The following is an 18,371-nucleotide window of genomic DNA, read 5'->3' on the forward strand; positions in this document are numbered from 1 at the left end:
ATATAGAGAAGATACGCTGGACGCAATATGCAAAAAGGAATACACTCGGCTGAATATTATGACAACCGAAACAAATAAAAGAACCCTCGCGAAAACCGGATCGACGATGGACCGGGCCGCCCTTCCGCTGGTAACGCTTGCTATACCGATCGTATTCGAATCATTTTTCCGCATTCTGGTGTCTTCAATAGATACCATCATGTTAAGCTCCTATTCCCAGCATGCTGTTGCGGGAGTGGGTCTGGTATCGCAGTACATCTTCTTCCTGCAAATTCTGTTCAATATGATCTGCATCGGAACCAGCATCGTGCTCGCCCAGTATCTGGGAGGAAAACGCATCGACGAATGCAAACAGGTAGCCCAGGCAAGCGCCGTCATGGTGACGGGCGTCGGACTCTTCCTCACCACCGCCGTCATACTCGGCACCCCCACCCTTCTGTCGTTCTATGAAATCGAACCGCAGGTGCGATCCTTCGCCGCGACGTATTTCGTCATTTTCGGCGGATTCGGAGCCCTGTTCACTGCCTTCAACATGCTGCAGGGAACAATTCTCAGATCCTACGGCTATACCCGGGAGGCGATGTACGTCTCCTTCGCCGCGAATATCATTAACGTCGTTGGTAATTCCATCTCGTTGTACGGCTTTTTCGGCCTTCCCGTTTTCGGGGTCACCGGCGTCGCGATCTCGTCGCTGATTTCTCAGATCGCGGCATGCGGAATTCTCGCCGCCATCATCGCGAAGAAGAAGGACGTCCAGTTTCCGCTGAAGGGATGGAGCAAGGTTCCGCAGACGATTTACCGTAAAATACTCTCCATCGGAGTTCCGACCGCGGGAGAAAACCTGGCCTACAACGTCGCTCAAATAGTCATCATGGCGATGATTTCCACGCTGGGAACCTGGGCAATGTCCGCCCAGGTGTATACGCAAACCATCGTCCGCTTCGTCTTCGTCGCGGCAATGTCCATTGGAAACGCAGTCCAGATAAAAACCGGTTATTTCGTGGGAGCGAAGGAACCGGAAAAAGCCTACAGACGGCTGTACCGATACGTCGGCTTCGGAATACTCGTATCCCTTGCCATGATCACCGTCATCAATCTGTTTAAAATACAGATCATCGGACTTTTTACAGACGAGCCGGAAATCATCCGCATTACCGCCCAGGTGCTTCTTGTCGCGGTGTATGTAGAGTTCGGCCGAGCGATCAATCTGATCACCATACCCGGGCTCAAAGGAGCCGGAGACGTCAAGTTCCCGGTTTTCATCGGCATGCTGTGCATGTGGGGAATCGGAGTTCTGTGGGCGTGGATTCTGGGAATCCGATTGGGAATGGGCCTGCCCGGAATATGGATTGCCGTCGGTTCGGATGAGACGATCAGAGGCTTTATCATGCTGGCGAGATGGAAAAGCAAGCGGTGGATGACGAAGGCCATTTCCTGACAAAAAAGATTCATTTCCCTTGACGCTTGACAGTGCGCGTGCTACAGTTATCGCATCGAACGAGATCTTACTTATTTTTGTGTAATGTACCGACTGCTTGCTGTCTGCTTCTGTATCCTGCCTGTCCTGTGCTTGATTCAGCATACCTTGCGATCCCGGCCTTCATTATATAAAAAATGTGAAGCAAGACCGTTGATGTACCGCTTTTATATGGCGGTAGGACTACAGAATTACCGGAAATATCGGTAAAGGATTTTTATGTCTCAGAAGATTTATGTCGGAAACATGAACTACGCGACCACAGAGGCCGCCCTCACCAACCTCTTCGGCCAGTACGGCGAGGTTATCTCCTCCAGCATCATCAAGGATCGCTATACCCAGCAGTCCAAGGGATTCGGTTTCGTCGAGATGGCTGACGAGCAGGCCGCGGAAGCCGCGATCGCTACGCTCAACAACCAGGAGTTCGAAGGACGCCGCCTCCGCGTCAACGTTGCTGAAAACAAACCCCGCGAATCACGCCCCCGCTACAACAACAACGACCGCGGCGGATACGGAGATCGCTACTAATCAAACAGTCGGGCATGCATCTTGCATGACTGAGAAAAACCGGATCCTCGAAGGTCCGGTTTTTTTATTTTAAAGACTCATCGACGGGGAATCCCGCCATGCTATACTTACGAAATGAGCACAGAAGACACGTTAATGAATGAAAAGTTTTCCTCTGTTTTTACCGCCTTTCTCGATCCGGCCGTCGACAGGCCCTCCTTCATCGGTTCATGGCTACGCGCAAAGAGCATTCCCTACTCGGTAGTCGAAATAAAAGGTAAAAAGCATATTTTCATCAAATTCGGATCAGAGGCCTACGATCCGAGATTCAAGATGAAAACCCTCGTTGCCCACCACGACCGGGTAAACGATACCGAAGGAGCGAACGACAACAGCGCCGCGTGCTTCCAGCTGCTGAAACTTGCCGAAACCCTTTCGCAGGCGGCTGAAAGCGCCGGACCGAGGGTTCACAACACCCGGATTATTCTGACCGACGGAGAGGAAGCCGCCGGAACCCGGGGAATACTCGCTCAGGGTTCATTCGCGCTCGGTTCGGGCTTCAGGAAACTCGGGTTTTCGCAGGACGAGGTATTCGTTCTGGACGCCTGCGGACGGGGCGACACCCTCATCGTATCAACAGCGGGACTCGACAGGAAAATGGGCAAGGCGCTTGCGGACAAAATGATGAATCTCCACGCCTACGCCAAATCGATCGCGAGAAGCGCGGCGCCCGAGTCCTGGCTCGCGCTGCCGACGCCTTACAGCGACAATGCCGGCTTCCTGGCTGCTGGAATCGCGGCCCAGACGATCACGGTTCTCCCCTCCCGGGAGGCCACGGCCCTCCTTGCGGCGACGAGGGACTTCGCGTTGCAGGGAGCCGTCCTCGAGGCAGTCAGCCGAAACCGCTACGGCGAACTGAGCGCCGAGGCCGCTGCCGCGGTGCCGCAGACCTGGAAGCTAATGCACACGGCAGAGGATACCGCATCGACGCTCAACGCAGGGGCATTCTCCTTGATAGAGAGATTTCTCGCCCGATTGACCGAAACGCTTGAACCTGCGCTCTAAGCTGAGCAAACGCCTATTTCGCAGATAAAAAAAGAGCCGGTCTCGTCGACCGGCTCTTTTCAGTTATTCCGAATATCCTGTATCAGTTTCCGCGCGATTTACAGGCCGAAAATCTCCGCGTAGGCTTTAAGAGCCGGGTCCATATCGCCGGAAAGGACTTTCTTGGTCAGAACCTTGCCGAGCTGTACGCCTTCCTGGTCGAAGCTGTTCAGATTCCATACGAAGCCCTGGAACATGATCTTGTTCTCGAAGTGTGCAAGAAGGGCTCCGAGCGCTTCGGGAGTGAGCTTCTTTCCCCAGATGAGGCTGGAAGGCCGTCCGCCGGGGAAGTTCTTGTTCGGATTTGTGTCTTGTTTTCCGCAGGCGAACGCGACGATCTGGGCCGACAAGTTCGCGCAAAGCTTCTTCTGGCTCGTTGAGCCTTCTACGACGACGTCCGCGCCGGCCTGGGATTCCTGGAATCCGATGAACTGCAGCGGAACGATGTCCGTTCCCTGATGGAGGAGCTGGAAGAATGAATGCTGGCCGTTCGTGCCGGGCTCGCCGAAAATCACCGGACCGGTTGCGTAGCGTACAGCTTCGCCGCGGCGGTTCACCTGCTTGCCGTTCGATTCCATGTCAGCCTGCTGGAGGTGCGCGGGGAAGCGGGAAAGGGCCTGGCTGTAGGGAAGAATGGCGGTCGAGGGATAGCCGAGAACGTTCCGCTCGTACACGCCGATGAGGGCGTCGAGAAGGGCGGGGTTTTTGCGGATATCTGATTCCAGCGCGGATTTGTCGGCCGCATGGGCTCCGTCGAGGAAGGCGGCGAAGGTTTCGGGACCGAAGGCGAGCGAGAGGACGGCGCCGCCGACGGCGGAGCAGGAAGAGTAGCGGCCGCCGATGAAGTCGTCCATATAGAACGAAGCGAGATAGCCGGGATTGTTCGCGAGGGGGCTGGTTTCGCTGGTGACGGCGATCATGTGCTTTGACGGGTCGAGGCCGGCCTTTTTAAGGAGATCCTTTACGAACAGTTCGTTCGCGAGGGTTTCCTGGGTGGTTCCGCTCTTGGACACGAGAATAAAGAGCGTTTTCGCAAGCTCTACGGAAGAAGCCACCGCGACGGCGTCGTCCGGATCGACGTTGGAAATAAAGCGCGCTTCCATCTTTTTCTTGCCGGAAGCCTGCGCCCACTGCTCGAGCGCGAGATACATCGCGCGGGGACCGAGATCGGAACCGCCGATGCCGATCTGGACGACGGATGCGAAGCGGTCTCCCTTGGAGCCGACGATCTTTCCTGAATGAACGGAAGCGGCGAAATCAGCGATCTTTTTCTGCTCGCCTGCGTAAAAATCGCGGAGATTCTTCCCCTGGAAGAAGACATCCTTTCCGGCCTGGCCACGGGAGAGCTGGTGAAGAACCTTGCGGTTTTCTCCCGTATTGATCACCTCTCCGTCCAGCAGGGCCTGGTATTTTTCGATGAGCTGCTGTTCGGCGCTGAGCTCGGCAAGCACGGACAGAATCTGTTCGTTCACCTCTTTCGCTGCATAATTATACGCAAGGCCGGCGGCCATCGGGGTCTGGTATTCTTTCACGCGGGAAGCGGAAAGCGCCTGGGACAGATTCACCTGTCCCTTGAGGGATAAAAGCTTTTTGTACGCGTTGAGCGTATCAAGATTGTTCCAATTGATCATATTCTGACTCCTTCAGTATGTGATGATTGCGCAGAAATGGAACTTTAAGGACGCGAACGGCCCTATTCGTCCAATTCAGGGATTTTCAATTTAAGGGTATCGAGGAAGTCTTCGCCGGAGACGCCCTGGCGGAGGCAGATGAAAACGCAGTTGTCCCGGCCGGAAATTGTCCCGAGCACTTCCTCGAGATTCATGCTGTCTATCGCTCCGGCGACCACGTCGGAATGGCCGGAATAGGTTTTCACGACCACCATGTTGCCGGAATATTCGATGGAGATATAGCCCCGGAGGAAATCCTGAACGACGGACTGTTCCGATTCCTGCCGTTCCTCGTCGCCGGGGAGTGTATAGACGTAGCCGTTATGTCCGTCTGAAATTTTGCCGACTTTCAGCAGCTTCAAATCGCGGGAGAGCGTCGCCTGGGTAACCGCGAAGCCTTCTCGCGACAAATAGCCGAGAAGGGCTTCCTGCGATTCTATCCGGTAGGTTTTTATGAGTTTTCTGATCGTTTTAAGCCGGGTTAATCGTTCTTTCACTAGTTCCCTACCCTGGAAAATCGAATATTTATACCATTATAATGAATAAAGACAGCGGTAATGTCAAGCGAAGAGGATGCCGATACACATAGTGGAGCCCCATAGTGGAAGACGAAACACGAGCCGAACATACTGAAACCGACATCCTCTACATTCGTCAGGGCGACCAGAAAGACGGCTATGCCGAAGTGCGCGTGCAAACAGACAAGGCCGCAGCTTACGCAACCCTCTACCCCCCGACCCCGGGAGGAGCCTTTCTTACCTGGGGTACCGTTTCCCAGCGGATAGCGGATTTCGGAATCGTCCGAGGGGTACTCGAAGACAATATCCAGGAAGCCATATTCAAGGCGAACTCGACTCATCAACCGGTCAAAGACGTTCTCATCGCCCGGGGTGAGGATCCCGTTACGGAAATCCCCGAACATTTCGTGATACGGAAGGACCTTCTGGAGCGAAAGCCGGAAATCGATCCGGACTTGGCCCGCGTGGATTGGCATTCGATCAGCGCTTTTTCCATTGTAAACGCGAAAGATCCCATCGCCCGGCGCATTCCGAAGGTCGACGGAAAGAACGGCTGGAACATTTTCGGAGAAGAACGGGATTTTCCGGTCAAAAACATGTCTGCATTCTCCGCGGGCGGCGGAGTCATCGATCACCCCCAGGGCTTGTTCGCGGGAAAAAGCGGACGGCTTTCGATCGATTCGTCGGGATCGATCTCCATCGAAGAAGTGCTGGTGCTGAAAAAGGGCGTAGACTTTTCGACGGGAAACATCACCTTCCCCGGAGACGTGATATTGCAGGGAAAGGTCGCGGACGGATTCAAGATTTATACAGGCGGCTCGCTGATCGCGGCGGACGTGGTCGACGTGACGGAAGTGGTGACGAGAAAGGACTTTATCGTACAGGGCGGGATCGAGGGAAAATCGACGGGAGCCGCCCGAGTGGGAAGAAACCTGAAAGCAAAGTATATTCAGAACTGCCGGGTCGCGGTGCGCGGGGATATCGAGGTCTCGGGGAGCATCGTGCAGTCGAAGGTGTTCGCCATGGGCTCGATCCGCATGGGCGACGCGGGAAAGATAATCGGCTGCGAATGCATCGCCATCGGTTCGGTCAGCGCTCTGGACATCGGAAATCCGCGGGGAGCCCGGACATGGATACGATGCGGAACCGACTTCACCGTGCAGCAGGAGCTGGACATTGCCAACGAGCAGCTCAAGGTGATAGCCGTCAAACTCCAGAAAGCCGAAGAGATTTATCGGGACGAGCCGCTGGAGGACATCAAGAAATACATCGACGAGCTGAAGGCCCGAAAATCCGATATCATCAACCGCATCCCCACCTATCTGCCCCGGATCGACAAAAACGACGAAGCCGCGGTGATCGTAAAGGGAACCGCGTATCCCGGGGCCGAAATCGAAATATGCCACGTTCCCTACAAGGTGACGAAGGCCGTGAAGCAGACGGTGTTCAAACTCGACAAGCTTCGCGGAACCATCGTCACCGAACCGTACAAAAAATCCTGACGCCTTTTTTTTTAGCCCAAGGTAACCCAGGTTTTTCCGGTTCCGCCCTCCTCTGGACGGGCAAAATGGAATTCCTGCACCACGGGACTGGCGGCGAGAGCCTCGTGAACGGCAGTCTGAAGAACGCCGTGGCCTTTTCCATGCACCACCGAAAATCCCTGCAACCCCTTCATCGCGGCAAGATCGAGCTGTTTCTCGAGCGCTTTCATGGCCTCGTCATGCCTCATGCCTAAAAGCCGCAATTCGAAAGCCGGGGATTCCTCTCCGCCGAGCTCCGTATGCACCTCTACGACCGGAGCGCGGCCGGGGGAGCTGACGGGAACGGCGGTCAGCTCGTCCTCGGAAACGGTGAGGCGTATGGTTCCCGCGGAAACGATCCAGGAACCTTTTTTCGCTTCGCGAACTAATGTCGCGCGGGTTTTCCGCTCGCCGACGTAGACTTCCACTCCGGGCGCGAATTCGGGAATGGCTCCGCCTGGTCCCTGCCGGGATCCCTGGGGAAAAGCGGAATCCGCTTCGCGGAGTCTGCGGGTTTCGCGGCGTCCCGGCTTGCCCTTGCGGCCGCCGACCGTAGCGCCGGCGGAGGCGGAAGCGCTTTCTTCGCGAGCTTCGAGGCCGTGGCGCTCCGAGGTTTCCCTGCGCGCGTCCTTCACGGCGTTTTTTTCTTCCGCAAATGAATCGCGCTCGGCTGAAACGAGGGAATCGAGCTCCTTCATCCAGGATTTAACCTGCACGGTTTTCTCCCTCGTAAGCTCCCCTTCCCTGATTTCGCGGACAAGGTTTTCCAGCTGGCTCCTGCTTTCCGCAAGAAGCTTTTCCAGCCGGCCGCAGCCCTGTTCGCGAAGCTCGACCTCTTTTTGGCGGAGCTGCAGCTCGCGCAAATCGTTCTTGCGCCGTTTTTCTCGGAGCTGCTGTTCTTCTTTTTTACGGTTCTGCTCGAACCGGTCGAGCTCTTCGTGCTTCGCGGTCAAGCCGCGGATCAGAGCGGAAACGTCGGCGCGCTCTTCAAGGATATAGGTACGGGCCTGTTCGATTATGCGGGAGTCGAGACCGTTCCGGGAAGCGATGTCGAGGGCGTGGCTTTCTCCCGGCACGCCCATGAGGATGCGGTACGTAGGGCTTAACGTATTCTGGTCGAAATCCACGGAGGCGTTGACGCAGGCGGGATGGGTGTATCCGTAGTTTTTCAGGACGCCGTGGTGGGTGGTGACCAGAACGACGGACCGCGCGACTAAAAGCGCGTCCAGCACCGCCATGGCGATCGCCCCGCCTTCCTGCGGGTCGGTTCCGCTTCCCAGTTCGTCCAGAAGGACGAGGCTGCGCGGAGTCGCCGAGCGGAGGATTTCCGAGATGTTCTTCATGTGGCCGGAAAAAGTCGACAAAGACTGGTCCAGGGACTGTTCGTCGCCGATGTCGCATCCGATGTAGTCGAATACAGGCAGAACAGAAGGCTCGGCGGCGGGAAGCGGCCAGCCCGACTGGTTCAAAAGGGCGAAGAGGGCCGCAGTCTTGAGCGTTACGGTCTTTCCGCCGGTGTTAGGCCCCGTCACGATGAGCATGCGGCTGCCGGGCGACAGAACGAGATCGATCGGAACGGCGCGGGGGCGGAGAAGCGGATGGCGGGCCTGCTTCAGGCGGATGACGGGAACGTCGTCCGCCGAACCGGTGCCGTCCTGAGGCTCCTCGGCGTAGGCGCAGAGATTCGCGTTTCCCCATCGGGCCCCGGCTCCGACGCAGTCGAGAAAAATCGCGCGGTCGAGGGCGTCTGAAAAATCGCCGGCGAAGGGAGAAAGACGGGAGGCGAGTTCGCGAAGAATGCGGGCTACCTCGCGGGAGAGCCGATATTCTTCGGTGACCAGATCGTTGTTGCGGTCGACCACGTCCTCGGGCTCGAGATAGAGAGTCTGTCCGGATTGGGACACCTCGTGCACGATGCCCTTGATGCGTCCCTTGAAATTCGCGCGGAGGGCGAGCACCTGGCGGCCGTCGCGGAGGGTCGGAAGGGACGACTGCAGCATGGGCTTGAGATTGTCGTCGGCAAGGTAGCGGTGCACCAGTCGCTCGATGTCCTGCCTGATCCGCAGTATGCCCTGGCGGATCGCGCGGAGCTCCGGTAAATCCCGCAGTTCCCCGGACTTGTCGATGATGCGGAGAATTTCGGCGAGCGGAACGGATAAATCGGGAAGGGAGGCGGCCTCGTCCGACAGCAGAGCGTCGGAGAACGAAAGAGACGCGAGCGCGTCCCGCTGATGCGAGGAGGCGGTCTCCTTCCGCCGAGCCGCCCACGAGCGCAGGGATTCTACCGTCTCGCAAAACCTGAGCAGGGCGTAGAATTCCTGTACGTCGAAAGACGCGCCTTCAAGGCCGAGCCGCGGCAGGAGCGGCCGCACCGGAGGCCAGGCTGCCAGAGAGGGAGCGGAATCGGACCTGATGCCCGACAGCCAGACGCGCCCCAGAGCCTTCAGGGTGCGGACTTCCTCCGGATCGGCCGAAGGTACGCGCGCGAGCAGCGAGGATTTTCCTTCTTCGCTCATGCAAAATCCGGCGATCTCTTCGCGGAGCCGCGGATATTCGAGTATATCCAATGTTCGTTGATTCATTGTTCAATGCCTTCCGCCCCGAGGGCGGTTAATCGGTCCAGCGTCCGGTTTCCAGTTCGTCCCGGATGCGCTGCCAGCTCTCATATCGCTGTTCGTGAATGACTCCGGCGTAGACCGCTTCAAGGATCTTGCAGCCGGGCTCGTGTTCGTGGGTGCACGAATGCCCCCAGGAGCAGGTTCCCACCAGCGCTTCCATCTCCCGGAAATACAGTGCCAGATCGCGGGCTTCGATGCCGTGGAGGACGAAGCGCCTGACGCCGGGCGTATCGATGATCGAGGCGGATTTCCCGGACTCTCCCGGCGGAAGATGGAACAGCATGCCGCGGGTGGTGGTATGCGTGCCCCTGCCGTATTTCGCCGAAAGGCCCGCCGTTCTCAGGGACAGGCGGGTGTCCAGCGCGTTCAGAAGGCTGGACTTGCCGACTCCCGATTGTCCGACGAAGGCGGAAAGCCGCCCTTCGAGACGGGCGGCCAGAACATCAAGGCCGTCTCCGGTATGCGCGGAAACGCGGATGATTTCATACCCCAGGCGCTTCCAGTCCTCCATGCGTTCTTCCAGATCAGGATCCTGGGGAAGATCGCTCTTGTTTAATAGTATCAGCGGCTCGATTCTCTCCGCGTCCGCCTGGATCAGGGCTCTGTCAACGAAGCGGGGACGGAAAGGAGGCTCGGCGGGAGTGGTCACGACGACCGCGAGATCGAGATTCGACGCCAGCAGCTGGGGCGATTTCCCCTTCTGGTTCCAGCGCACAAAATGATTTTTTCGGGGAAGCAGATTGATGATCTGGCCTCGCTTCGGATCGTGTTCGTCGACCTCTACGGAAACACGGTCTCCCGGAGCGAGAGGATTATAATACCCTTCCGACTCGCGGAGAATCTTTCCCTTGATCGAACACAGGCGAACCATTCCGTCTTGAGACTCGACCTCGAAGGTGTTATTCGTGCCGCCGAGAACCATAGCTTCGATCACAGGACGCCTCCCCATTCGATATTGAAGAGCCGCGAGAAAGTGCGATAGCGGTCTTCGATCGCGGAGGAGACGCCTCCGGTGATGTAGCAGGCGACCTCGCCGTGGTCTTCAGCGCGCGGCGGAACGAGGCGCAGGGCCTGTTGAACGACGCCTTCCCGGGAATCGATGATTTCTATGCCCGGCCCCGCGGCTTCGCGGATTTCATCGTCGACATGCAGAAAGTGGGTGCAGGCGAGAATGATGGTGTCCACGCCTTCCCTCTTGAAGCGCTCGATCGAAGGAAGTACGGCGGCCAGCCTCTCCTCCCGGCTCGCGGTGATAAGCTCGGTTTCGATGCGCGCTATCAGTTTGGAATCTCCGATTCTGACGAAATCGCAGTCGCCGGCGAATTTGCGGATGAGCTCGTCGGTATACGGATCGACGACGGTGCGGTCGGTCGCGAGAAGTCCGATTTTCCGGTTTTTCGAACGGGCGGCGGCGAGCTTGACGGCGGGAACCGTGCCGACGAAGGGTATCGGAAACCGGGAACGGAGCGTTTCGAGGGCGGCGACGGACATCGTGTTGCACGCCACGACGACGACAGAAGGACTAAAGCGGCGAAGGAGATGCTCAACGGATTCTGAGGCGAATTCGATCACTTCGGCGCGGGTTTTCTCTCCGTAGGGAAAGTGGAGAGTGTCGGCGAGGTACACGCAGGAAGCCCTGTGCGCGTGGGAACGGAGCTGAGCGAGGTACGGAAGTCCGCCCGAGCCGGAGTCGAGAAAGGCATATTGGTACGATGAGTCGGTCATATCAGGATCCAAAAAGGGAATCGAAGGCGTCGCGCGCCTTTTCGGCTTTTTCGCCCGTCCCTTTTACGAGCGGAACATGAGGCTTTTTAAACGCGGGATTCAGGGAAAAGGAATCGCAAAAGTTCGCCCGTTCTTTATCGACGATTCCGTCCTCCGCGCGCTCGGCGCAGTCGTGAAAAGAACCGGGAGAATAGAACGCGCAATTGCGGCACGATCTGACATCTGATTCGCAGGCGGAACACCGCATCGAACGAGAAATCACTCCATCGGCGACTATAGCCGCTCCGCATTTCCAGCACATTGTTTCATAATAACCCATTTGACCAAAAACACGCAATGACCTACAGTGTAGAACATGTTCAGCACGCATCAGGTGATTCCGACCGCAAGCCTGTTCGAAATTCTCGCGTCCCAAAACGATATCCACAGCGTCGACTTCGGGAGCCTGTCCTTCGAAGGAACCGATCTTTCCGGGAAACGTTTTACCGGGTGCCGCTTTTCCAGATCGGCCTTCATCAATTCCCGCATGGACGGCTGCCGCATCCGCATGTGCTTTTTCGATTTTTCGCGCATCGAGGGGAGCACCTTCAAAAACTGCGACATCCAGTTTTCGAGTTTCGCCGGAGTCCGCCTGGACCATGCAGATTTCTCGGGATCGGACCTCCTCCACGACAATTTCAACGGGATTCTCTGCGCCGACAGCACGTTCAACGATTCGGACCTCTACAATTCGCGTTTCGTGCTCGCCACCCTCAAGAACTCGACCTTCCAAAACTGCAATCTGAAAAAAACGATGTTCTACCAGACGATACGCGAACAGGTTTCGTTCAAATCCTCCAATACGAGAGAAGCGCTTTTCATGAAAGGAGACAGCCCCGAATGAAAATCTATTTCCACTATTCGCTGGAAGGATTCTCGAACGGCTACCTCGTCGGAAACGAACGCTCGAAAGAAGCGCTGATCGTCGACCCGGGGGTCATGAACAGAGAGCTTCTGGATCATATCGAGGAAAACCGTTTCCAGGTCGCGGCGATTCTGGTGACGCACAGCCATGAAAGCCACTGGAAGGGGCTGGATACGCTGATGAAAATTTACGCTCCCAAAATATTCGCGGCGGACGCGGAATTGGGCGGCTGCAGAACCGAGCTCTTGCAGGGGGACGGAGTATTCACGGCGGCGGGCTTCGCTGTCCGGTATTTCGCCGCCCCCGGCCACTCGCCCGATTCGCTCATGTATCAGATTGAAAACGTGCTGTTCACCGGAGACGCCCTTTCGGCCGGACGGTTGGGCACGACGAACAACGATTACGGAAAACGGAACCTCTTGAACCACTTGAAAGGAAAGCTGCTGAATCAAAACGACGAAGTCATTCTGATGCCCGGCCACGGCCCCCCCACGACGGTCGGAGCCGAGCGGCTCTACAATATCGAACTGACTAGGGAATCCACCATCGAGTCGCTGCCCCTCAAGGATTTTACCACCGACCGGGAACCGTTCAGATACATGTAATCCCCGGCCGCGTTTCGGCCTTTTGTTCAGTCCGGGATCGGGGTAGAAACGAAAAGGCTCACCCGTCCGCCCTCTACTCCCCATCGCCTGAACACATACTCGTTAAGCTGTTCCGCCGCCTTCACGAAGCCTGACGCCTTCGTGCTTTCAATCCATTCGGCGGACTCACGGCTTCCCTTGTAGCGGAGGAACCTCTCCCTGAGATTGGAGACGAAGTACGGCTCCACCTGGGCAAGGGGTTGTTGAAGCAGATAGGCCATAAACTCGTTTTCCATCAGATAGCCGTCCGCGGGATCGTAGCCGAGGCTGTCGATCGCGGTGAAGTATTCATGGAGAAAGGCGATATCCCGCTCGTCCATCGCGGCGTAAACAGACGACACGAAGGATCGAAAATCGGGATCGATGAAGTACAATCCGTGGAAGCTCTCGTGCGTCATGAACAGAGTCCGCAGATAGCCTTTCGATTGGCGGGACAGGGAAAGCACCGCGCCCGAGCCGGCAGCCCATCCGTCCCCGGAGGGAAGAATAACGCCGTTCGCCTCCAGAATATCGCGAAGCAGCTCTTCTTCGGGATTAAGATTGAAGTTCTCGGCCTTTGAGCGGGTAAAAAATTCCGCAAGGCTTTCGGCACGATAATCGTGGGCGTTGAAGGCATGAAGGGAGCCGATCTCGTCGTTTGTCCACAGATGTCCCCGGTATCCTTTTTTCTCCACAAAAAACGCGAGCCGTTTGAAGAACCGGTCCTGAATGTAATAGTCGGCGGTATCGAAGATCAGAATTGAAGGGAAGCGGTCCCAGGAGAACGCCTCGTAGGCGGACTGCCTCCAGCGGTTTTGCGGCCACAGAAGAATCTGGCGGGGATCGGCCGGTACGGGCTGGAGCGCGGACTCGGGGAACAACACGGCTGTTCCGGGAACGAGGCGGACGCTTTCAATAAACGGAGACGCGGGGGTTGCCGGTTCGAATACAGACGGTTGCGCAAACGGGCCGCGGGTCAGCAGGAAGGAGGGAATCAGGGAGCGTCCGGGACGGGCGGTCCTGCGAAACGCGAAGACGGATTCGCCGAAGAGAAACGACTCGCGCTCCTGCCTCAGGCGCGATCCGATCGAATCCGCGGAGGGAGCGAAATCGACGACGACGGTGCTTTCGCCCTGAACCTGCAAAGCGGGATAAATCGAGCGGGATGGATCGAAGGATCCCCCCTGAGAAGAGAAGGACGCGCTCAGAACCGACGGTTTTTTCGACCAGCCGTACTCAGGCGCGGTTTCTGTTATCGAAACGACGCGGACTGCCGCTGAATCCTGAAAATCGGCCTGGATGACGACGGCGGATACAGGGGATGAGGGAGCTTCCATGCGCACGACGAAGCGTGACGCAGAACCGCTGACGCGGGCAACGGCGCGCGGAGAATCGATTGAACGCGGCTTTCCTGCGGAGTCGAAATCCTCCGGACCCGCGAAGGCGAGAAAAACGGAAGCTTCCTGCGGAGGAGAGATCTCGATTTCAGCCACTACGGCGCGGGGAGAAAAGCCTTCAGGGAAGCCGAACCAGGCCGCCGATCCCGAGGAGGCGAGCACTCCTTTTTTAGCCGAAGCGGTGATGGCCGCTAAAGGCAGAGTCTCTCCGCCGGAAAGGGACAGAGGCACGGCGGACGAGGGAAAACCGCAGGAGGCGGCGAGAAACGCCGTCATGCAGAGGGTGAGAAAAAAAAGGCGGAGGCGGATCATAGGCCCATGATGCTTTTGGCCATCAGCTTGGCTATCTCGTATTTCCGTTCGGGGGATAGCTCGGAATCCGGCCGGAGAAAGCTTTCAAAGCGGCCGGGGAAATCGTCCGGCACGGTTTTCAGCCGGTTCACCAGATTGAGATAGCCCCTGTGGGACGGCTCGAACTCGCCGTTTTCCATAAAAAGCGCCGCGCAGGCGAATTTGATGAAATTAGCCGCGGAAATCATGTTATGGAAGGAATCTTCCTGCATGAGGGAGGCTCCAAGGTCGGAAAGATAATGCTCCATGCTGGACCGGTAAAACGAGCCCATGCGCGTCCAGAACGAATCGGGCAGGTCCGCCAGGCGGACGGTGACCGTAGAAAGCCAGTCGGAACGCTGAAACAGGGGATGACAATGCGCAAGGCGGTAAAATACATAGGTTCCGCTGTCGCGGATCTTCCAGAGATCGGAGCCTGAGCGCAGGGCGATCGAGGCAAGCTCTTCGATGCGCTCCAGAGATTTATATTCGATCCGCACCGGAAGTTCGCCGACCAGGAAACGATCCTTCGTGCCGGTCGGCGAAGTCTCGAACACCGTGTGCTCGGGATAGGAATCCCGGCGGGTTTGGGGATTGGGAATATCTCCCCGCGTATACACATCCAATATGAGCGCAAAATAAGGATCGAGGGTGTCCGCGGTTGCGGCCTCGTTGAGGCAGATGCATTCGACGGACGTCCAGGCTGAAAGCGACGAGGCAAGAGTCTCCGCAAGTTCGCGTACCTTCGGTTTCATGGTATACTTCATGCCGTATTTTACCATATCAGCCGTCGGATGTGAATCGAAATGATGAAAAATCAATCTCCCGGAGATCAAGCCCGATGCATCCAGGCGATGACGCGCCCTTCCACCCTGAAGTCCTCAAGATCCGGACCGGTCAGAATGCGCACGGGATACGAGGGATTTTCGCTAATCAGATGAACCGCGGTTCCCGCCGGATCGAAATGCACCCGTTTGACCAAAAGGCGGGTATTTATCGAGACGACGAAGACTCCGTCTCCGCCCTCCTCGCCGGGGGCGAACAGGACGATGTCCCCGTCTCCGAGGCCGATTCCGGTCATCGAGTCTCCGCGGACTTCGACGGCGCGGACACGGTCGCTCCTGCGCGATCCGATCAGGGAGCGGGGAACCGGGAGGCGCTGGATTTCTGCGGCCTCGCTTATCTCGACTCCGCGACCCGCCGCGGCCTCCTGCCGTATAAAGGAAACTGAAACGGAAAAATCGCTGTCGTCTTCCGGGGTTTCGCCGGTTAAGAGCCAGGTAAGATCGACGCCGTACGCGCGGGCGAGGCGGACCAGCACGTCGCGGGAGGGCTCCCGCTTGCCGAGTTCTATATCTCCGGACACCACCGGATGAATTCCCAGAGATTCGGCGAAGGCCTTTTTCGTCAGCCCTGCCCGGCTTCTGATGCTCGCGTAGCGGCCGGAAATATCGTCCCTGAAAGATGGAGTTTTCATGTATTCCTCTTGACGGATAAGCATTATGCTTATATTATTAAGCACGACAGGAAGAATAATACTCTTTCTGCGTAGAAAAGGCAAGAAATATGGCGAATGAAACGGGATTTCCTTCTCCCGCCCGGGGATACGAGGCAAATACGATCGACCTGAATACTCTCATGGTCCACAACGCTCCCGCCACCTTTTTCATGCGGATGCAGGGCGGTCAGCTCATATACCGGGGCATTCTGTCGGGAGACATGCTGGTGATAGACCGCTCCCGGCCGCCCATGCCAGGGTGCCTGGTAGTATTCCGCCGCGAAGGCGAATTCGCCTGCAGGGAACTCAGAAGAGAGGGAGAACGACTCCTCCTCGCCGACGGCTGCGGAGAAGGAATCAAAATCGACGAGGAAACCGAAATTTTCGGCGTAGTGACGGGAGTGGTGCGAAACTTATGATTTTTCATGTGGACGCGAACAGTTTTTATGCCTCTTGCGAACGGATATTCAGGCCAGATCTGGAGGGAAAGCCGATAGTCGTTCTCTCGAATAACGACGGAATCATCATCGCCCTCAATGACGAAGCAAAGGGGGCGGGATTGCGGCGCGGAGACCCGTGGTTCAAGACGGCGGCCGAATGCGCGCGCAAGGGAGTCTCCGTTTTCAGCTCCAACTACACCCTCTACGCGGACATGAGCTCCCGGATCGTCTCCGTTTACAACCGCCTCTGCCCCGAAGTGGAAGTGTATTCCATAGACGAATGCTTTCTCTACTTTCCCGACTGGAAATGCCCCGACTATCCGGGAATCGCACATCGCATCCGCAATACGGTATACCGGGAAACGGGGATGCCGGTATCGGTAGGCATCGCCCCGACGCGCACGCTCGCCAAGATGTGCAACAAGCTGGCGAAAAAGAGCGGAGGGGTGTTCAGCTGGGAGGACTGCGACAAGGAGGGGGTTCTGGAAGCCTATCCGGTCGAAGACGTCTGGGGTATCGGCTGGTCGAAGACCAAAATGCTGCGCCGATACGGCATACGGACAGCAAAGGACCTGCGGGATTTTCCGCTGGAGCACGCGAAAAAACACCTTACCATTACGGGAATGCGGACAGTTCAGGAATTGCGCGAAATTCCCGCCCAGGATAAAGAGGAACGGGAAAAAAGGCAGAATATATGCTCCTCGAAATCCTTCGGAGAGCCGGTCAGTTCGCTTGCCGACCTCGAAGAAGCCCTGTCGGCCTATACCCATGAAGCCGTTTCGCGCCTGCGCGAACAGAAAAGCAAGGTGAAATACGTTTCCGTCTTTCTCATGACGAACCCCTGGGACGAGTCGGGGCCCCAATACACGAACCAGGCGTCGGCCGCCCTGGAAACGCCTACCTCCTGGCTGCCGGAAATTCAGGGCGCGGCCCTGGAGCTGCTCCGCGGCATGTATAGAAGCGGATACCGGTACAGAAAGGTGATGGTAAATCTTTTGGGTCTGGAGGACGACACGGTCCCGCAGGGCGAACTCTTCGACAGTCCCGAGCGCTCGCAGACCCTGAAGAACAATCAGTCCCTTATGGAATGCCTCGACGAACTCAATTCCCGGTACGGACGGGGAACGCTCAGGCTGGGAAGCAGCGCCCGCGCTCCGGGCGGATGGGGAATGCAGCGGCGCTTTCTGTCTCCCGCATATACGACCGACATACGGGCACTTCCCGAGGTTCACTGACATGGCGGAGATTCTGGTCGGAACCTCCGGATACGACTATCCGGAATGGCGGGGCGTTTTTTATCCCCAGGACTTGCCGAGAGATGAATTTCTCGCCTTCTATTCCGGTTATTTCAACGCGCTGGAAATCAATTACACCTATTACGGCATGCCCGAGGAACGCCAGATAGCCTCGATGGTGACCCGTTCCATGGGGCGCCTGCAATTTTCGGTAAAGGCGCATCAAAGCATGACGCACAACGTTACCGTATCGGGATGGCGGGATTCTTCGCGCGCGTTCCGGGAAGCGCTTCTTCCCATGACGAACCGGGGCCTCCTGAAATCGGTCCTTCTCCAGTTTCCGCAGAGTTTTCACTACGCGCCCGACGAACGCCGGTACTTGGATAATCTGGTGGGCGAACTGCAGGGACTTCCGCTTGTTGCGGAGTTCAGGCATCGCTCATGGCAGAATAAGCGGGTTTGGGAAGGACTCGAAAAACGGGGAGTCGGCTGGTGCATCTGCGATATGCCCGAACTCAAAAACCTCCCCTCTTCCCTGCAGATAGTGACCGGAGGCGCGGCCTATCTGCGCTTCCATGGACGAAACGCAGGCTCCTGGTACGGGACGAACGCGCGGGACCGCTATGAATACGACTATACGCAAAGCCAGTTGGAAACCTTTCTTCCTCTCGTCAACTCCGTAGCCGCGTCCTCCCGCCTCGTCCAGATATATTTTAACAATCACGCGAAGGGCCATGCGGTCGTGAACGCGCAAAAAATGAAAATTCTGACCCAGCAGAGTCCGGGTTGAATCGCATAGAGGGCG

At 57.1% G+C, this 18,371-nt stretch carries 18 protein-coding genes; 9 read left to right on the top strand and 9 right to left on the bottom strand.

Annotation, left to right across the window (positions count from 1 at the left end):
• The first annotated feature begins 58 nt into the window (after window positions 1-58).
• The 3 genes from K7J14_RS02030 to K7J14_RS02040 all read left to right on the top strand — a co-directional run bounded on the left by K7J14_RS02030 (window position 59) and on the right by K7J14_RS02040 (window position 3,049).
• Window positions 59-1,438, top strand: coding sequence for an MATE family efflux transporter (locus tag K7J14_RS02030; RefSeq protein WP_230752503.1), 1,380 nt, complete (start codon window positions 59-61; stop codon window positions 1,436-1,438).
• A 258-nt stretch (window positions 1,439-1,696) separates the two neighbouring features.
• Window positions 1,697-2,005 (top strand): RNA recognition motif domain-containing protein, encoded by a 309-nt coding sequence (locus tag K7J14_RS02035; protein ID WP_230752504.1) that lies wholly within the window; start codon window positions 1,697-1,699, stop codon window positions 2,003-2,005.
• A gap of 114 nt (window positions 2,006-2,119) precedes the next feature.
• A complete protein-coding gene (locus tag K7J14_RS02040; RefSeq protein ID WP_230752506.1) occupies window positions 2,120-3,049 on the top strand; it encodes a M28 family peptidase in 930 nt (309 codons plus the stop codon).
• A 98-nt stretch (window positions 3,050-3,147) separates the two neighbouring features.
• Here K7J14_RS02040 and K7J14_RS02045 read toward each other — a convergent pair whose 3' ends face one another.
• Window positions 3,148-4,719, bottom strand: a complete 1,572-nt coding sequence (locus tag K7J14_RS02045; RefSeq protein ID WP_230752508.1) for a glucose-6-phosphate isomerase — start codon at window positions 4,717-4,719, stop codon at window positions 3,148-3,150.
• Window positions 4,720-4,781: 62 nt separating this feature from the next.
• Window positions 4,782-5,255 carry an arginine repressor gene (locus K7J14_RS02050; protein WP_230752510.1) on the bottom strand — a complete coding sequence of 158 codons (474 nt, stop codon included), beginning with the start codon at window positions 5,253-5,255 and terminating at the stop codon, window positions 4,782-4,784.
• Window positions 5,256-5,359: 104 nt separating this feature from the next.
• Between K7J14_RS02050 and K7J14_RS02055 the strand changes: the two genes are divergently transcribed.
• A complete protein-coding gene (locus K7J14_RS02055; protein ID WP_230752512.1) occupies window positions 5,360-6,778 on the top strand; it encodes a DUF342 domain-containing protein in 1,419 nt (472 codons plus the stop codon).
• An 11-nt stretch (window positions 6,779-6,789) separates the two neighbouring features.
• Here K7J14_RS02055 and K7J14_RS02060 read toward each other — a convergent pair whose 3' ends face one another.
• The 4 genes from K7J14_RS02060 to K7J14_RS02075 are packed head-to-tail and all read right to left on the bottom strand — an operon-like array spanning window position 6,790 to window position 11,440.
• The gene (locus K7J14_RS02060; RefSeq protein ID WP_230752514.1) at window positions 6,790-9,378 is read right to left on the bottom strand and encodes an endonuclease MutS2; all 2,589 of its coding nucleotides are present in this window, start codon (window positions 9,376-9,378) and stop codon (window positions 6,790-6,792) included.
• 28 nt (window positions 9,379-9,406) lie between these two features.
• Entirely contained in the window at window positions 9,407-10,345 is a 939-nt protein-coding gene (gene rsgA, locus K7J14_RS02065) for a ribosome small subunit-dependent GTPase A (protein WP_230754749.1), read from the bottom strand.
• A complete protein-coding gene (gene murI / locus K7J14_RS02070; protein WP_230752516.1) occupies window positions 10,345-11,139 on the bottom strand; it encodes a glutamate racemase in 795 nt (264 codons plus the stop codon). Before murI ends, rsgA begins: the two co-directional genes overlap by 1 nt.
• Before the next feature lies 1 nt (window position 11,140).
• Window positions 11,141-11,440 carry a hypothetical protein gene (locus tag K7J14_RS02075; RefSeq protein WP_230752518.1) on the bottom strand — a complete coding sequence of 100 codons (300 nt, stop codon included), beginning with the start codon at window positions 11,438-11,440 and terminating at the stop codon, window positions 11,141-11,143.
• A 54-nt stretch (window positions 11,441-11,494) separates the two neighbouring features.
• Between K7J14_RS02075 and K7J14_RS02080 the strand changes: the two genes are divergently transcribed.
• Both K7J14_RS02080 and K7J14_RS02085 read left to right on the top strand, forming a co-directional pair.
• Window positions 11,495-12,022 (top strand): pentapeptide repeat-containing protein, encoded by a 528-nt coding sequence (locus K7J14_RS02080; protein WP_230752520.1) that lies wholly within the window; start codon window positions 11,495-11,497, stop codon window positions 12,020-12,022.
• Complete coding sequence (locus tag K7J14_RS02085) at window positions 12,019-12,648, top strand: MBL fold metallo-hydrolase (protein ID WP_230752522.1); 630 nt, start codon at window positions 12,019-12,021, stop codon at window positions 12,646-12,648. The genes K7J14_RS02080 and K7J14_RS02085 overlap by 4 nt, the downstream gene beginning before the upstream one ends.
• A gap of 26 nt (window positions 12,649-12,674) precedes the next feature.
• On the opposite strand, the gene K7J14_RS02090 is transcribed toward K7J14_RS02085, so the two are convergent.
• The 3 genes from K7J14_RS02090 to K7J14_RS02100 form a co-directional block, all read right to left on the bottom strand.
• Complete coding sequence (locus K7J14_RS02090) at window positions 12,675-14,375, bottom strand: hypothetical protein (RefSeq protein WP_230752525.1); 1,701 nt, start codon at window positions 14,373-14,375, stop codon at window positions 12,675-12,677.
• Window positions 14,372-15,148 carry a DUF4037 domain-containing protein gene (locus K7J14_RS02095; RefSeq protein WP_230752527.1) on the bottom strand — a complete coding sequence of 259 codons (777 nt, stop codon included), beginning with the start codon at window positions 15,146-15,148 and terminating at the stop codon, window positions 14,372-14,374. Before K7J14_RS02095 ends, K7J14_RS02090 begins: the two co-directional genes overlap by 4 nt.
• A 77-nt stretch (window positions 15,149-15,225) precedes the next feature.
• A complete protein-coding gene (locus tag K7J14_RS02100; protein WP_230752529.1) occupies window positions 15,226-15,870 on the bottom strand; it encodes an XRE family transcriptional regulator in 645 nt (214 codons plus the stop codon).
• 89 nt (window positions 15,871-15,959) lie between these two features.
• Here K7J14_RS02100 and K7J14_RS02105 point away from each other — a divergent pair, with 89 nt between their 5' ends.
• The 3 genes from K7J14_RS02105 to K7J14_RS02115 are packed head-to-tail and all read left to right on the top strand — an operon-like array spanning window position 15,960 to window position 18,356.
• Complete coding sequence (locus tag K7J14_RS02105; RefSeq protein ID WP_230752531.1) at window positions 15,960-16,310, top strand: LexA family protein; 351 nt, start codon at window positions 15,960-15,962, stop codon at window positions 16,308-16,310.
• On the top strand, window positions 16,307-17,566 hold the full coding sequence (locus tag K7J14_RS02110; protein WP_230752533.1) for a Y-family DNA polymerase: 1,260 nt from the start codon (window positions 16,307-16,309) through the stop codon (window positions 17,564-17,566). The genes K7J14_RS02105 and K7J14_RS02110 overlap by 4 nt, the downstream gene beginning before the upstream one ends.
• Window position 17,567: 1 nt before the next feature.
• Complete coding sequence (locus K7J14_RS02115; protein WP_230752535.1) at window positions 17,568-18,356, top strand: DUF72 domain-containing protein; 789 nt, start codon at window positions 17,568-17,570, stop codon at window positions 18,354-18,356.
• The last annotated feature ends 15 nt before the right edge of the window (window positions 18,357-18,371 follow it).

This window comes from Teretinema zuelzerae (assembly GCF_021021555.1).
In the GTDB taxonomy this organism is placed as follows: Bacteria; Spirochaetota; Spirochaetia; order Treponematales; family Treponemataceae; genus Teretinema; species Teretinema zuelzerae.

What these genes read in the sequence shown, in the direction of transcription:
- K7J14_RS02100 (WP_230752529.1), bottom strand. Translation starts at nt 15,870, where the DNA reads ATGAAAACTCCATCTTTCAGGGACGATATTTCCGGCCGCTACGCGAGC.
- K7J14_RS02080 (WP_230752520.1), top strand. Translation starts at nt 11,495, where the DNA reads ATGTTCAGCACGCATCAGGTGATTCCGACCGCAAGCCTGTTCGAAATT.
- K7J14_RS02115 (WP_230752535.1), top strand. Translation starts at nt 17,568, where the DNA reads ATGGCGGAGATTCTGGTCGGAACCTCCGGATACGACTATCCGGAATGG.
- K7J14_RS02095 (WP_230752527.1), bottom strand. Translation starts at nt 15,148, where the DNA reads ATGAAACCGAAGGTACGCGAACTTGCGGAGACTCTTGCCTCGTCGCTT.
- murI (WP_230752516.1), bottom strand. Translation starts at nt 11,139, where the DNA reads ATGACCGACTCATCGTACCAATATGCCTTTCTCGACTCCGGCTCGGGC.
- K7J14_RS02090 (WP_230752525.1), bottom strand. Translation starts at nt 14,375, where the DNA reads ATGATCCGCCTCCGCCTTTTTTTTCTCACCCTCTGCATGACGGCGTTT.
- K7J14_RS02035 (WP_230752504.1), top strand. Translation starts at nt 1,697, where the DNA reads ATGTCTCAGAAGATTTATGTCGGAAACATGAACTACGCGACCACAGAG.
- K7J14_RS02045 (WP_230752508.1), bottom strand. Translation starts at nt 4,719, where the DNA reads ATGATCAATTGGAACAATCTTGATACGCTCAACGCGTACAAAAAGCTT.
- K7J14_RS02110 (WP_230752533.1), top strand. Translation starts at nt 16,307, where the DNA reads ATGATTTTTCATGTGGACGCGAACAGTTTTTATGCCTCTTGCGAACGG.
- K7J14_RS02105 (WP_230752531.1), top strand. Translation starts at nt 15,960, where the DNA reads ATGGCGAATGAAACGGGATTTCCTTCTCCCGCCCGGGGATACGAGGCA.
- K7J14_RS02030 (WP_230752503.1), top strand. Translation starts at nt 59, where the DNA reads ATGACAACCGAAACAAATAAAAGAACCCTCGCGAAAACCGGATCGACG.
- K7J14_RS02040 (WP_230752506.1), top strand. Translation starts at nt 2,120, where the DNA reads ATGAGCACAGAAGACACGTTAATGAATGAAAAGTTTTCCTCTGTTTTT.
- K7J14_RS02060 (WP_230752514.1), bottom strand. Translation starts at nt 9,378, where the DNA reads ATGAATCAACGAACATTGGATATACTCGAATATCCGCGGCTCCGCGAA.
- K7J14_RS02085 (WP_230752522.1), top strand. Translation starts at nt 12,019, where the DNA reads ATGAAAATCTATTTCCACTATTCGCTGGAAGGATTCTCGAACGGCTAC.
- K7J14_RS02075 (WP_230752518.1), bottom strand. Translation starts at nt 11,440, where the DNA reads ATGTGCTGGAAATGCGGAGCGGCTATAGTCGCCGATGGAGTGATTTCT.